The organism is Stenotrophomonas sp. TWI1183 (genome assembly GCF_039673115.1).
Taxonomy (GTDB): Bacteria; Pseudomonadota; Gammaproteobacteria; order Xanthomonadales; family Xanthomonadaceae; genus Stenotrophomonas; species Stenotrophomonas maltophilia_AA.
The window spans coordinates 69,887-85,011 of record NZ_JBDJKZ010000001.1; the positions used below are offsets into that span (position 1 = coordinate 69,887).

10 protein-coding genes are annotated in these 15,125 nt (G+C 68.0%); 3 read left to right on the forward strand and 7 right to left on the reverse strand.

What is annotated here, in order from left to right:
• Positions 1–202: 202 nt before the first annotated feature.
• Positions 203–1,582 carry a hypothetical protein gene (locus tag ABE434_RS00360; protein ID WP_346477358.1) on the forward strand — a complete coding sequence of 460 codons (1,380 nt, stop codon included), beginning with the start codon at positions 203–205 and terminating at the stop codon, positions 1,580–1,582.
• On the opposite strand, the gene ABE434_RS00365 is transcribed toward ABE434_RS00360, so the two are convergent.
• Genes ABE434_RS00365 through ABE434_RS00395 form a run of 7 tightly spaced genes read right to left on the reverse strand, consistent with a single transcriptional unit; the run spans position 1,549 to position 11,150 of the window.
• On the reverse strand, positions 1,549–2,319 hold the full coding sequence (locus ABE434_RS00365) for a 2,3-dihydro-2,3-dihydroxybenzoate dehydrogenase (protein ID WP_346477359.1): 771 nt from the start codon (positions 2,317–2,319) through the stop codon (positions 1,549–1,551). The two genes, ABE434_RS00360 and ABE434_RS00365, sit on opposite strands and share 34 nt — an antisense overlap.
• Positions 2,316–6,227, reverse strand: a complete 3,912-nt coding sequence (locus tag ABE434_RS00370) for an amino acid adenylation domain-containing protein (protein WP_346477360.1) — start codon at positions 6,225–6,227, stop codon at positions 2,316–2,318. The genes ABE434_RS00365 and ABE434_RS00370 overlap by 4 nt, the downstream gene beginning before the upstream one ends.
• Positions 6,224–6,475, reverse strand: a complete 252-nt coding sequence (locus ABE434_RS00375) for a phosphopantetheine-binding protein (RefSeq protein WP_346477361.1) — start codon at positions 6,473–6,475, stop codon at positions 6,224–6,226. Before ABE434_RS00375 ends, ABE434_RS00370 begins: the two co-directional genes overlap by 4 nt.
• Positions 6,472–7,107: an isochorismatase family protein gene (locus tag ABE434_RS00380; RefSeq protein ID WP_346477362.1), complete on the reverse strand. Its 636-nt coding sequence runs from the start codon at positions 7,105–7,107 to the stop codon at positions 6,472–6,474. Before ABE434_RS00380 ends, ABE434_RS00375 begins: the two co-directional genes overlap by 4 nt.
• A complete protein-coding gene (locus tag ABE434_RS00385) occupies positions 7,107–8,759 on the reverse strand; it encodes an AMP-binding protein (protein ID WP_346477363.1) in 1,653 nt (550 codons plus the stop codon). The genes ABE434_RS00380 and ABE434_RS00385 overlap by 1 nt, the downstream gene beginning before the upstream one ends.
• Positions 8,760–8,775: 16 nt before the next feature.
• On the reverse strand, positions 8,776–9,954 hold the full coding sequence (locus tag ABE434_RS00390; protein ID WP_346477364.1) for an isochorismate synthase: 1,179 nt from the start codon (positions 9,952–9,954) through the stop codon (positions 8,776–8,778).
• Positions 9,951–11,150, reverse strand: a complete 1,200-nt coding sequence (locus ABE434_RS00395; RefSeq protein WP_346477365.1) for an MFS transporter — start codon at positions 11,148–11,150, stop codon at positions 9,951–9,953. Before ABE434_RS00395 ends, ABE434_RS00390 begins: the two co-directional genes overlap by 4 nt.
• Before the next feature lie 411 nt (positions 11,151–11,561).
• On the opposite strand from ABE434_RS00395, the gene ABE434_RS00400 reads away from it, so the two are divergent.
• Together ABE434_RS00400 and ABE434_RS00405 are read left to right on the forward strand one after the other, a co-directional pair.
• Positions 11,562–13,958 carry a ribonucleoside-diphosphate reductase subunit alpha gene (locus tag ABE434_RS00400; RefSeq protein WP_346477366.1) on the forward strand — a complete coding sequence of 799 codons (2,397 nt, stop codon included), beginning with the start codon at positions 11,562–11,564 and terminating at the stop codon, positions 13,956–13,958.
• A 125-nt stretch (positions 13,959–14,083) separates the two neighbouring features.
• A complete protein-coding gene (locus ABE434_RS00405; protein WP_346477367.1) occupies positions 14,084–15,124 on the forward strand; it encodes a ribonucleotide-diphosphate reductase subunit beta in 1,041 nt (346 codons plus the stop codon).
• Position 15,125: the final 1 nt, after the last annotated feature.

Here is a 15,125-nt window from a genome sequence, read left to right on the forward strand (position 1 = left end):
TATCTTGCAACCGCTCAAGCCCGCGTCGTGCTGCACTGCGGCGTAATTCTCGCTGCAGCTGAACGGGAGGCAAACATGGAGGCCAAAAGCGTGTCCGGCGCGCGTACGAACCCAACGCCTGGATCGAGAGGCCGCAATCTCGGCAGCGCTCGTTGCCTGCTGCACTGCGCTGGATGATGTCTGACGGAAGCTGATGCGCTGCATGCAAGCTCGCTCCCTGGCGCTGGTCGCGCTGGTCGCCGCGACCAGCCTCTCATTGCATGCGGGCAACCGAACACAGCCCGGTACCGCGGCGGAGCCGCCTTCCCTGCTCCAGCATATCGCCGAGCTGAGTGTGCGCCAGTACATGCTGGCCGACGCGGACAGTTCCGCGCAGCTCGCCAGATATCACAAGCAGTCAAAGCGTGAAGCGAGGGATGGACTGGACGAGATCCAATCGATCATCCTCCAGCGCCAGGAACTGCGGCGCATGGACGTTCACCGGACGCCGGATGCACCTTCCCTCGAGGCGCTGCGGCGGACGTTCATCGAGCGGCTGGACGCCGTGCGGCGCAACGGCCGCTGCGGGGCTGCCAGCCCCCTGCCGTCAGCTGATGACCCCGGGGACAGGACGCCGCGCGATGTGGCTGTGTACTGTGAACTCGCAGACGTCGTACTTCCACCGGACGCATTTCATCCCGGGCTGTCGCGCCACGAAAGAATGGAGATGCAGATCCGCGCAGCGGAGGCGGCGTTGGCTTCGCAGCCGACGAGGCGCATGGAGGGCACCGTGACCCTGGAATGGGATGCGCGCGGCGGGGTCTGGCGCGCAGATCCGTTGTCAATGTTCACATTCACGCGCGGTGTCATGCGCAAGATGTTCACCGACACCGAGCGGGACGCGCTGAAGCTCACTCGATACAGCTACCACGCCGATGACATGCGCGGCGTGGCTGCGCAGGACATGGCGCAACTGGTGCTGGACAGCGCAGTTCACCGTGACAAGGCCCGATTCCTTGAGCTCGCCACGTACCGCACTGTCGAGATCGACGAGGCGCGACTGGCACCATCGATTACCTGGGAAGCGCTGCCCGACGTTCAACGTCGGCGTATGCACTCCAACGCAGAGGCGCTGCCCTGGGAAGGTTATGGGCCTGAGGAGCTGCTCAGAACACTTGCGCCGATTGCTTTGGCCGCCCGCTGCAAAGCACTTGCAAAGCAGTGGGTCTCCCTGAATTCATACGGGCACCCCACCGTCAAGGTCGCAGCCGTGTGCGCAGTACGTCTTCCTGCGGTACTGAGCAGCCACGACCTGGTGGCACTGCGCGCGCTTCCGCCAGATCAGCGGATGCAGACGCTGATCGAACGGTACGCGCAGGCCCCCACGCATGGCAGGGATTTCAACGTCCTGACATCCCTGTTGCTGGTGCCGATGGAAGATCGATGGACGCTTCCGGAGCCCTTGGAGAACCACGCCGTCGCGCTGGCGCTGCTGCTCGCCGAGCGCGCCAGGGAGGATGTGGAACGTCTCTTCGGCTCCTACAGCCCGTGCGACAGCCACTGCCATCCTCAGCCGCGCAGCGTGGCGCCCCCGTCCACGTAGAGATCGCTCATCGCGATGTGGCCGGCCTGGTCGGAGAGCAGGAACATCACGGCGTTGGCAATATCCTCCGGGCTCGCCAGCTTCTGCAGCGGTATGCCGGCCTTGTACGTCTCCGGACTGCCCTGGATCACCCGCTGCGCGCCCTGCCCGTCCGCCCACATGCCGGTCTGCATGGGGGTCAGGGTCGAGCCCGGGGCCACGATGTTGCAGCGGATGCCCAGCGGCGCCAGCTCCAGGCCGAGGCAGCGGGTGAACATGGTGGACGCGGCCTTGGAGGCGGCGTAGGCGGCCATCCCGTGGCGCGGGACGCCTGCCGCGTTGGAGCTGACCGTGACGATCGCGCCCCTGCGCCGCGGCGACATCACCCGCGCCAGCGCACGGGAGACGTGGAAGACGCCGTCCGCGTTGACCGCGAACACCCGGCGCCATTCCGTGTCGTCGGTGTCGACAACGGTACCGGTCTGCACCACGCCGGCGACGTTGATGCCGAACCCAATCGGCCCGATCTGGGTTTCCACCTCGGCCACCAGTGCATCCACCGCGGCCGGGTCGGTCACGTCCAGTGCTCTGGCGTGCACGGTCGACTGCCCTGCCCCGGCCACAGGCTCGGGCGCTACCACGTCGGTCGCGATCACGATGCAGCCGCTGTCGTGCAGCTGCTCGACCAGTGCCGCCCCGATGCCGCCGCCCGCCCCGGTGACCAGTGCGATGGTGCCGTCGAATCCGGTCAGTTTCATGCTGATGTCCTGTGTAGGTCGTGCCGCCGAAGATGCGCATCCAGCCAGGGCGCGATCTGCGCCACGGCATCGCGGCCGGTGAGTTCGGCGTGCAGGTAGGGAAGGTCGATCGCCTCCACGCGGGCGGCATGGGTCTGCCACAAGGCGGACTGCAGCTGCGGGCGGGCAACATGGTCACGGCCGGCGCGCACGTGCAGCAGCAGGCCGTCGTAGTGCGTGTGGTGATGGGCACGGATCAGGCGGTTGGTGCCGGTGACGGCGCGGACCACGCCATCGAGGACGATATCCGGCAGGTTGCCCAGTGCGCTGTCGCCACGGCGCAGGAACGCCAGGATGCGGGCGCGGCTGTCCAGCTCGGGATGCGCCTCCGGATCATGCCCGGCGATGGCGAGCAGGGCGCGCAGCGCGGCAATCGGGTCCGGCTCGGGTTCGGCCCGCCAGCACTCGCTGGGATAGGCATCGAGCAGCGCCAGCACGCCGACCTCGTGGCCGCGCCCACGCAGATGCACCGCCATGGCCTGGGCGAGGATGCCGCCCACCGACCATCCGAGCAGATGCACCGGCCCGGGCCGGCCCAATGCCAGGATGCGCTCCGCGTAATCGGCCGCCAGCTCTTCGATGCTCGCCGGCAGCGGCCGGCTCGGATCGAGCACCGGCGACTGCAGGCCCTGCACCTCGCGCGCGGGTGAGAGTGCGCGGGCCAGGTCGCGGTAGTTCCAGGCGATGCCGCCGGCAGGATGGATCACATACAGCGGGGCGAGCGCGGCATCTCCGCTGGCCAGCCGGATCATCGGGGCGAGCCCATGGTCGGTGGCGGCCGGGGGTGCGTCGATACGGGCCGCGAGTGCGGCGACCGTCGGTGCCGCGAAGACCGCGCCCAGGCCCAGCTCGCAGCGCCACCGCTGCTGGATCGCCAGCAGCAGATGTACGGCGCTGAGGGAGTCGCCGCCCAGGGCGAAGAAATCGGCATCGGCACTGACCGGTGTGCTCAACCCCAGCGTCTCAGCGAACAGCGCGGCCAGCGCCTGCTCGGTCTCGGTGCGCGGCGCAACGCCCGAGACGGACGCCTGCGCCGGTGCGGGCAATGCGGCGCGATCCAGTTTGCCGTTGGACGTGACCGGCCAGTGGTCCAGTTCCACGAAGGCAGCGGGCACCATGTAGTCCGGCAGCCGACTGGCCAGATGCCCCCGCAGCGTCTCCAGCGCAGGGCCACCCGCGTTGAGGTAGGCCACCAGCCGCGGCTCGCCGGGGCGGTCTTCGCGCAGCAGCACTTCCGCCCGGGTGACGCCCGGTGCCGAACGCAGTGCAGCGTCGATTTCGCCTAGCTCGATGCGCAGTCCGCGCAGCTTGACCTGGTGATCGCTGCGGCCGAGATACTCCACTGCCCCGTCTTCGCGCCAGCGCGCCACGTCGCCGGTGCGATACAGGCGTCCCCCGGCAACGAACGGATCGGGCAGGAAGCGCTCGGCGGTCAGATCGTCGCGCCCCAGATAGCCGCGTGCCAGCTGCACACCGCCGAGATACAGATCGCCGGCGACGCCGGGCGGCAGCGGTTGCATGCCGGCATCGAGCACGTACAGGCGGGTATTCCAGACCGGATGGCCGATCGGCACCGGCGCGGAAGTGTCGTCCTGGCTGGCCGGCCAGAAGCTGACATCCACGGCTGCCTCGGTGGGGCCATAGAGATTGTGCAGCTCGGCCTGGACCGTGGCATGGAAGCGGTCACGCAGTGCGGCATCCAGTGCTTCGCCGCTGGTGAACACGCGGCGCAGCTGCAGCCCGCGCGCAGCCGGGGCGGCCAGGAACGCGGCCAGCATGGACGGCACGAAATGCAGGGTGGTGATCGCGTGCTGGCGGATCAGTGCGGCCAGCGCCAGCGGATCGCGATGCGCCTCGGGCGGGGCCACCACCAGGGTGGCGCCGCTGATCAGCGGCAGGAAGAACTCCCACACCGAGACATCGAAGGTGGCCGGAGTTTTCTGCAGGATGCGGTCGTCCGGCTGGATCGCGTAATGCTCGCGCATCCACTCCAGCCGGTTGACGATGGCGCGGTGCTCGATCAGCACGCCCTTGGGCTCGCCGGTGGAGCCGGAGGTATAGATGACATAGGCCGCATCGTCCGGCTGCGGCACGATGGTCAGTGTGGCGTCGTTGTGGCGCTGCCACTGGGCCGGGTCCAGCACGGGTGTGCCCGGGAACCGCGCGCGATCATCTGCCAGCGCCAGCACGCAGACCGGCTGCGCCGAGCGCAGGATCCGGGCCAGGCGCTCGTCCGGATGGGCCAGGTCCACCGGCAGGTAGGCGCCACCGGCACGCAGCACGGCGACCAGGGCGATGATCAGCTCCAGCGAGCGCGGCAGCGCCACCACCACCCTCGCCTCGCGGCCCACGCCCTGCGCCTGCAGCTGCAGGGCCAACGCACGACTGCGCTGCTCCAGCTCGGCGAAGCTCAGCTGATGCGCGCCGAAGACGACCGCGGTGGCCGTCGGCGTCGCTGCCATCCGTGCGCTGATCAGCGCGGCCAGGCTGAGCTCGGGCACCGGATGCGCCGTGGCGTTGATGTCATGCAGATAGCGCTGCGCTTCGGCGGGCGTGCGCAGCGGCACCGAGGTGATCGCGCCGCCGCTGGCCTGTACGTCCAGCGCGGCCGACACGAAATGCAGCAGGCGCGCGGCATGCGCCTGCGCCTGTGTGGGGGTGTACAGCGTGGGATTGGCCTCGATCTCCAGATCGAGCACGGCCACGCCATCCCCGCGGAAGCCGAGCGTCACGTCATCGACTGGACCGGTGGAGAGCACCTCGAGCGCCGCAGTGACGCCGGCCAGCTGCAGCGGCCGATAGAACGGCTGCACATTGACCAGCGGACCATGCAGGCGACGCTGGCCGCCGATCAGGCCGAGGTCGCGCCGCAGCTGCTCACCCCGGTAGCGACCATGGCGCCGGCCCCGCATCAGGCGCATCGCGATGTCGCGCACATACGCATCCACGCTGTCGTGCGTGGCCGCGACCCGCAGCGGCAGGACGTTCATCACCATCGCGGGGACGCGGGCGGAGACGCTGCCGAGGCGGCCCATGAAGGGCACGCCGATCACCGCCTCCGCTTCACCACTGATCCGGCGGCAGTACTCCGCACCAAGCGCGGTCAGCAGGTCCGGCCAGGGCTGGCCGATCGCGGCGGCCGCCGTGTGCAGGCGCTCGCGCAGGGTGGTATCGATCGGCTGCACATGGCGCAGCGCATCCGCTGCGGCCGGCGCCACGCCCGCCTGCAGGCCGGTGGCGGCCGCCGCGTCGGCCATGGCCTCGCGCCAGTAAGCGGCATCGCGGGTGCGGCGCTCGCTGTCACGGTACTGTGCGTCTTCATCCAGCACGGGCAGCAACGGCGCCAGCGCAGCCTGCTGCGGATGACCTGCATACAGCGCGCAGACGCGCTCGGTGAGCAGGCCCATGCCGTAGCCATCGGTGGCCAGGTGATGCACGCGCAGGTACCAGACGCTGCGCGCCGGACCGAGCAGGAACAGGCGCTGTTGGCTGAGCCGATCGCGGGCGGGATCGACCGGGCTGAGGCGGTCGCGCTGCATGGCCTCGCGTGCGGCGGCGGCGGGGTCCGGCTGATCGGACAGATCCAGCACCTGCAACCTTGGCGTGTGCTGCGGTTCGATCCACTGGCCGGGCGCGCCCTGCGCGTCTTCGACGATGCGTAGTGCCAGCGCCTCCGCTTCCTGCGCGGCCTGATCGGCGGCACGCACGAAAGCCGCGACATCCAGGGCACCCTCGATCCAGACGGCGTGGGCGGTGTTGAACGCGGCATTGTCCGGCGCCAGTCGCTGGGCATACCACAGGCCCGCCTGGGCCTCGCTCAGCCCGCGGACGATGGGCCCGGCCGCGCCTGGCACCGCACGGGCATTCATGCGCTGGTCGCCGCCTCGGCCTGCAGACGCTGCACCACGGTCCACCAGCCACCCAGCGTGGCGTGTTCGGCCAGATGACTGAATTCCAGCGGGATGCCGGTGTTGCCCCAGGCCAGTACCAGGCCGAGCACGCGCATCGAATCCAGCCCCAGGTCCATCAGGTTCTCGTCGTCCTGGATGTCCTCGGGGGCTTCGCCGAGCATCCCGGCGACATCGGCGCGCATGCGCTCCAGGGTCAGTGCGGTCATGCCAGCATCTCCAGCAGGTGATCGGTGGTCATCGGCACGCCACAGGTGCGGGCGATCCAGTGCAGGGCCAGGTCATGGTCGGCCCGCGAGAAATCGGCGACCGCATCGGCGGCGATGAAACTCTCGATGTCGCGCTGGAAGCCTTCGGCGACCGTGGCGGTACAGCCGATATGCGCGTACACGCCGGTGACCAGCAACTGGTCGCGGTTGCGGGCGCGCATCATCGTCTCCAGATTGCTGCGCTGGAACGCGCTGTAACGGTGTTTGACCAGGACATGGTCGCCCTCCACCGGGGCCACGGCCTCGATGATGGCTTCGTGTTCTTCGGTGGCGGACATGCCCGGGCCCCACAGATCGGCCTGCAGGCCACGATCACGCCGGTCCTGGTTGCCGCGCTGGGCGGTGTAGAACACCGGGATGCCACGCGCACGGCAGTGCGTGAGCAGGCGCGCGATGTTGGCGACAGCCGGGGCCAGCGGTGCCGCATCCGGCGCGAAGGCGGCCAGGAAGTAGCGCTGCATGTCATGCACCAGCAGCGCCACGCGCGCGGTGTCCGGTTGCCAGGCGCCACGCGGGGTCGGCAGCTCGGCCTGGGTGGGCAGCGGATACGGTTGGATCTTGGGCAGCGCCATCAGCGCGTTTCTCCTGTCTGTTGCATGAAACGTTCGCGCAGCTGGGCACGCAGTTCGCGACGGCTGATCTTGCCGACCGCGGTGGTGCCGAAGGCATCGACGAACACGATCTGGTCCGGCACTTTGAACGCAGCCAGGCCGCGGCTGCGGACCCAGGCCTTGAGGCTGGCGGCCCTGGTCGGCTCGCCCTGGGCAATGATGAAGGCGCAGCTGCGCTCACCCAGGTAATCATCGGGGATCGAGACCACGGCGGCATCGAACACACTCGGGTGCGCCAGCAGATGGTCTTCGATTTCCTCGGCGGAGATTTTTTCACCGGCGCGGTTGATGTGGTCGCTGGCCCTGCCCTGCACCACCAGATAGCCGCCCGGCAGCCGCTGGACCATGTCGCCGGTGCGGTAGAAGCCATCTTCGGTGAAGGCACGCGCATTGGCGGCCGGATCGTTGTGGTAGCCGCGGATGGTGTACGGGCCGCGGGTGAGCAGATGCCCGGTTTCGCCCTCTGCGACCGGGTTGCCCTGGTCATCAACCACCAGCACCTCGTCGTCTTCGCTGATCGGGCGACCCTGGGTGGAGACGATGAGGTCCTCGCTGTCGTGCAGGCGCGTGTAGTTGACCAGGCCCTCGGCCATGCCGAACACCTGCTGCAGGGTGCAGCCCAGCCCGGCGATGACGCGGCGCGCAGCTTCCGGCACCAGCTTGGCGCCGCCGACCTGCACCACCTGCAGGCTGGAGAGATCGTGGGCTGTGGTCGCGGCGGCCTGGGCCCACAGCAGCGCCAGCGGCGGCACCAGGCCGACACAGGTGACCCGCTCGCGCGCGATCAAGGGAAACGCGGCGTCCGGGCCCGCACCGGGGCTGAGCACCACGCGTCCCCCGGCGTACAGCGTGCCGAAGAACCCCGGCGAGCTCATCGGGAAGTTGTGCGCGGCCGGCAGCGCGACCAGATACACGCTGTCCCGGGTGATGCCGCAGATCGCGTTGCTGGCGCGGAACGAATACAGATAGTCGTCATGCGTGCGCGGGATCAGCTTGGAGAGGCCGGTGCTGCCGCCGGAAATCTGCAGGAACGCGACCGACTGCGGGTCCGGATCGGGAGGCAGCTGTTCGAGGTCACCGGCCAGCGTGTCGAGCGCGGTGAACCCGGCCGCATCACCGGCGATGACGACGTGCTGCACGTCCGGCACCTGCGACTGCAGCTCGCGCGCCAGGGTGCGGTAGTCGAAGCCGTCATGGCTCGCGGCCGCGATGTACGCACTGGCTTCGGCCTTGCGCGCGAAATGCGTGACTTCGGTGATGCGGTGCGCGGGCAGCGCATACACGGGAATCAGGCCGGCACGGAACAGGCCGCAGACCACGGTGACGAACTCGGGCACGTTGCCGAGCTGGACCACCACCCGGTCACCCGGTGCCAGTCCCTGGGCCAGCAGGCCGGCGCCGATCCGGCCGGCCTCCTGCCACAGCTGCGCATAGGTCAGGCGCGTATCACCACCGACCACGGCGATGTCACCGGCGAAGCGCTCGGCGCGCTCGCGCAGGAAACCCGGGAAGGTCTCGCCACGCCAGTGCCCGGCAGCACGGTAGCGCGCGACCAGGGCCGGTGGCCAGACCTGGCGCAACGGCACCCGGGAGGAAGAGAAGGATGCGTTCATGGACAGCTCCCGCACATCAGAAAGAACGAACGTCATGGACGCCGAGCGCGGTCAGCAGGGCCATGAACTTGGCAGCCGTTTCGGCGACCTCGAGATCGGGGTGTGAGTCCGCGACGATGCCGGCACCGGCATACAGGCGCACTTCGGTGCCCTGCACCCGTGCGCAGCGGATCGCCACGTACCAGTCGCCATCGCCCTGGGCGTCGGTCCAGCCGACGGCGCCGGCATAGAAGCCACGCGCCACCGGCTCGGCCTGGCGGATCAGCGCCAGCGCCTGCTGGCGCGGCGTACCGCACACCGCCGGAGTGGGATGCAGCAAGGCGACCAGGGCGGCCGAGGACACTGACGCGTCCTTCAACGTGCCATGGATGCGGGTACCGAGGTGCCACATGGTCGCGGTGGCATGCAACGTCGGGCGCGGCTGCGCTTCGACGTGGTGGCACAACGGGGCGAGCGCGGCGACGATGGCCTCGACCACGTGGCGGTGTTCGTCATGATCCTTGGCCGAGGCCAGCAGCGTTTCGGCGGCGCGCGCATCTTCGGCGGGATCGGCCGAACGACGGGCCGAACCTGCGAGGGGGTGCGACAGCACGCGGTCACCGCGCTTGGAGACCAGCAGCTCCGGGGTGGCACCGACCAGCCAGGCCGGGTCGGCCGCGCCCGCGACAGGCACCGGCACCACATAGGTGGCCACGCTGGGATCCTTGCCCAGGCGCGCGGCCAGCACGCGCGGATGCAGCGGCTGTGCGGTGGTGACACGCAGGCTGCGCGCCAGCACGACTTTTTCCAGCGGACTGTCGCTGCGCTGCAATTCGGTGACGGCCGTTGCCACTGCCTGCGCGTACGCATCCGCAGACGGCTCAGCGACCACATCACCGACCAGCGTTGGCGTTTCCACACGGACCACCACGGGTTGGCCGGAGACGTGATCCGGCTGATACAGCGCATCGCCCTGCTCGGGATCGAACGGCACCGCGCCCACCAGCAAGCGCGGGCCGGAGCGCGGCGCGGCGAAGAACGCGGCGACGCGCCCGGCCAGCGTGGCGGTGGCGCCGGATGGCAGCCGCGCGCGCACACCCTGCGCTTCCATCGCCTGCTGCGGGCTGCGCAGCAGGAAGTACGGCGCATCGGCGGCGTCGATGGTGGTGGTGTCGGTCATCTCCTCGGTCACACCGGTGGCGAGCATCCCGTTCATGCCGCACCCCGCTCGCGGTGCGCCGCTGCGGAGATGGCCAGGATCAGCAGCACCACGCCGACCAGCAGGTACGGCGCGCTCGGCGACCAGCGGTACAGCAGCGTGCCGATCATCGGCCCGACCACCATGCCCATGCCCTGCACCGACGCGACCGTGCCCGCGGCAGCGCCCTGCTCGTGCGCCTCCACCGAATCGGCGGCCAGCGCCTGGAAATTGGGGAACACGAAGCCCATGCCGAACGCAGCGATCGCATAGCTGGCCAGCAGCTGCCACGGCACGCTGACCAGCGCGACGGACGCAAAGCCCAATCCGGAGATCAGTGCGCCGACCAGGATCCAGCGCGTCGGGCGGATGTCCTTGAGCTTCATCACCAGCCCCTGCGCGAAGATCAGGCCCACGCCGACGGCGGTCAGGGCCAGCCCGGCCATACGCGCACCGTCTGCCGGCGACAGGCGCAGGCGGTCGATCGCGAAGAAGCCGACCGTCACCTGCGCGATGGTCACCGAGATCATCGCGGCGAACACCGCCAGCAGCGGCAGGCGCAGGCGTGCATCGCCCAGCCCGAGGGTCGGCTTGGGGCCGGTATGCCTCGGCGCGACGGGGGGCGTATTCGGCAACCGCCACCAGATCATCAGCAGCGACAGCAACGGCAACAACGCGGCCACATACAGCGTGAGCGAGAGATTCTGGTAGGCGATCCACCCCGCGGCGGCCGGACCGAGCACCATGCCCAGCGCGTTGGCGGTGCCGAGCTTGGCCATCACGCTGCCGCGCTGCCCCGGGGCAGCCTGATCGGCAATGATCGCCGCGGCGGTCGGCGGCACGGCGGCGTAGAACAGCCCGACCAAGGCACGCGTGCCGACCAGGACCAGCACGGAGAGCCAGATCGCCGGCGGTGAGGTCAGCGCCATATCGACGAACACCGCCAGCGCCACGTAGATCACGGCATAGGCCGCCAGTGCGATCAGCAGCACGCGCTTGCGGCCGATGCGATCGCTGAGTGCGCCCCAGCGGCGTGCCGACAGCATCCACAACACACCCGCCGCGGTGACCGACAGGCCGGCGTGCCACTCCGCCAGGCCCAGCACCCGCACCACCGGGCCGATCACCGACACGAACGCCATCATCGCCATGGTGCCGAGCAAGGCAGCGGAGACGAGGGCGGGCAAACCGGAAACGACAGGACGTGAAGACATTGAACACCACAGCCAATAAGAAGTTGAACCACAACGCATCACCGCCCTGTGATCGATTAAATGATAACGGCTCGCATTTGCGTTTGATAGGGCGGGCCTTATGAGATGTTCATGTCCACCTTGGTGCCCTGCGACAAAAAAGCACTACATCTTCGGTTGACGATCTACCCTTACCCCACTATGTTGTGTCCATCGGCTCCCCGCTTCCGCCAGGCCCGGTGCACCGTCTCGACGCCGCGTTGCTCTTCAACGCCCCGTCGTACCACCTGACCGGCGCCTGGAAGCAAGGCCCGTCGCCACCGATGTGAGCCTCTGGCGACGTATTCCTGCACACGCAGGGCCTGCCCACCCAACACGCCTTCTGTCCGGCTGCCGCTCGGCTCTGCCGCGCCGCCTGCTGGGCACTGCGCCATGCAAGGAGATCGCATGAACATCGACGACACCGTCGCCTCGACCCTCACCCCGCCCACCGATACCGCCTTTGATGCGGCCACCGTCAATGAAACGCTGTGGATCACCAAGGAAGGCGGCAACCGGCGCATGCCGTTCGACCAGGGGCGGCTGGAGCGGACCGTGCACAGCGTGCACGCCGAGTTCCCGCAGCTGGACGTGGCGGACTACCTGCGCAGCGTGCTCGGGCAGATCGCGCGCCGGCAGCAGCTCAGCGCCGATGAGATGGTGGACCTGCTGATCCGCGAGGCGGAATCGCGGATCGATCTCACCGCGCCGGACTGGGAACACTTCGCCGCCCGCCTCTACCTGCGCCGCCTGTACAAGCGCGCCAGCAAGAACCGCTTCTACGACGCCACGCTGAAGTACGGCTCCTACGTGGGCCTGCAGGAGAGCCTGGCCGACCGCAACGTGTACTCGATCGACATCCTCAAGGCCTATTCCAAGGACGAACTGGAGGAAGCCGGGCAGATGATCGAGCCCGAGCGCGACACCCTGTTCGCCTACAACGGCCTGTATCTGCTCGCCACCCGCTATCTCGCCACCGACCACTCGCGTGCGGTGTACGAGCTGCCGCAGGAACGCTGGCTGACCATCGCGCTGTACCTGATGCAGCACGAGCACGAGCACGGCGAGCGCTCACGGCGGCGGCGCATGCTGCTGGTGCGCGAGGCGTACTGGGCGTTGTCCAACCTGTACATGACGGTGGCGACGCCGACGCTTGCCAATGCCGGCAAGGTGGGCGGCCAGCTGTCGTCGTGCTTCATCGATACGGTGGACGACAGCCTGCAGGGCATCTACGACTCCAATACCGACGTGGCGCGCGTCTCCAAGCATGGCGGTGGCGTGGGCGCCTACCTGGGCTATGTGCGCTCGGCCGGTTCTTCGATCCGCGGCGTGGCCAATTCCTCCGGCGGCGTGGTGCCGTGGATCAAGCAGCTCAACAACACCGCGGTGAGCGTGGATCAGCTGGGCCAGCGCAAGGGCGCGATCGCGGTGTACCTGGATGTCTGGCACCGCGACATCGAAGCCTTCCTCGATCTGCGCCTGAACAACGGCGACCAGCGCCTGCGCGCGCACGATGTGTTCACCTCGGTGTGCCTGCCGGACCTGTTCATGGAGGCGGTCGAGCGCCGGGGTGACTGGTATCTGTTCGATCCGTATGAGGTGAAGCGGATCAAGGGCTGGTACCTGCAGGACTTCCACGATGAGCAGCGCGGCCAAGGCAGCTTCCGCGAGAAGTACGAGGAGGTGGTCGCCGACGAGCGCATCAGCCGGCGCACGATCAAGGCCATCGACCTGTTCAAGCGGATCATGGTCAGCCAGCTGGAGACCGGCAATCCCTTCATGTTCTACCGGGATGAAGTGAACCGGATGAACCCGAACAAGCATGCCGGCAGCATCTACTCCAGCAATCTGTGCACGGAGATCCTGCAGAACATGAGCCCCACCCGCATGATCCAGGAGATGATCAGCGGCGACCAGATCGTGACGACCAAGCAGGCCGGCGACTTCGTGGTGTGCAACCTGTCCTCGATCAACCTGGGCCGCGCGGTCACGGCCGCCCCGGACCTGCTGAGCAGCGACGTGCTGGAGCGACTGGTGCCGATCCAGGTGCGGATGCTGGACAACGTGATCGACCTCAACCAGCTGCCGGTGCCGCAGGCGACCATCACCAACCGCAAGTACCGCGCGATCGGCCTGGGCACGTTCGGCTGGCATCACCTGCTGGCCCTGCAGCAGATCGAGTGGAACTCGACCCAGGCCGAGGACTATGCGGACAGCCTGTACGAGCGCATCAACTATCTGACCATCCAGGCCAGCATGACGTTGGCCAAGGAAAAGGGCCGCTACAGCGCCTTCGTCGGCAGCGACTGGCAGAACGGCGAGTACTTCCGCGCCCGTGGCTACGACAGCCCGGCCTGGCGCGAACTGGCGGCGCAGGTGGGGGTCAACGGCCTGCGCAATGGCTGGCTGATGGCGGTTGCTCCGAACATGAGCACCGCCCAGATCGCCGGCTCCACGGCCTCGATCGACCCGGTCTACGGCGCGTTCTACTACGAAGAAAAGAAGGACTTCCGACGCCCGGTCGCCGCACCGGGGCTGTCGCTGGACACCTACCCGTACTACGAGAAAGGCGCGTACCGGGTGGACCAGTTCGCCAGCATCCGCCAGAACGCCCGCCGCCAGCGCCACGTGGACCAGTCGATCAGCTTCAACCTCTACGTGCCTAGCACCATCCGCGCCAGCACCCTGCTCGCGCTGCACATGAGCGCCTGGCGCGAAGGCCTGAAGACGACCTACTACGTGCGCTCGAACGACATCGATATCGCCGAATGCGAATGGTGCGGTAGCTGACGACCGTTGGTCGTCAGTAGCCCGGTATCCGACGACCGTTGGTCGTCAGCCCCTTGACCGGTTGTGCCGGCCGCTGGCCGGCAACCCCGCCAACCCATGCAATCGCAAAGAGCCAAGGACACCCCATGGCCATCCCCCTCGAACGCATCAAGATCCTCGAACCGCGCCACCCCAACCGCTCCACCGGCATCATCAACGGCCGCACCAGCGGCATCCTCAACTGGAACGACATCCCCTACCCGTCCTTCTACCGGGCGTACAAGGAGCTCTCGACCAACTTCTGGATTCCAGACGAAGTCGACATGAAGGGCGACGCGCGCCAGTACGGTGAGCTCAACGCCCGCGAGAAGAACGCCTACGACTCCATCATCGGCCTGCTCGCCACGCTGGACTCGCCGCAGACGCGCTTCATCTACAACGTCGCCGAGTACATCACCGATCCCGCCGCGCACGCCAACGCCGCGATCATCGGCCAGCAGGAGGTGATCCACAACGAGAGCTACAGCTACGTGCTGGCCTCGATCGCCGGCCTGGCCGACCAGAACCGCGTGTTCGAGATCGCCCGCACCCACCCGACCATCCTCGCCCGCAACGCGCCGATCATGCAGTCCTACGACGACTTCATGCGCGAGAAGACCGCCGAGACCCTGATCCGTGCGCTGATCCAGTCCTCGATCCTGGAAGGGATCAATTTCTATTCCGGGTTCGCGTTCTTCTACAACCTGGTCCGCCAGAACCGCATGACCGGCACCGGCAAGATCATCAGCTTCATCAACCGCGACGAGCTGGCCCACACCAAGTTCATCAGCGAACTGATCCGCGCGATCATCGGCGAGAACCCGGCCCTGCAGGGCGAGCAGCTGACCGATTACGTGCATGAAGCCTTCGAGCACGCCATCCAGCTGGAGACGCGCTGGACCGGTGAAGTGCTCGATGGCATCGACGGCATCGACGTGGACGAGATGATCCGCTACGTGAAGTATCGCGCCAACAAGATGGCCGGCATGCTCGGCATCGAGAAGCTGTACAGCGAGACCAACGTCAACGTGATGCCGTGGATCAAGGCGTATGCCGACAACTTCACCGAGACCAAGACGGACTTCTTCGAGATGCGCAACGCCAGCTACAAGAAGACCAATTCGGACAATGGCTTCGACGATCTGTAAG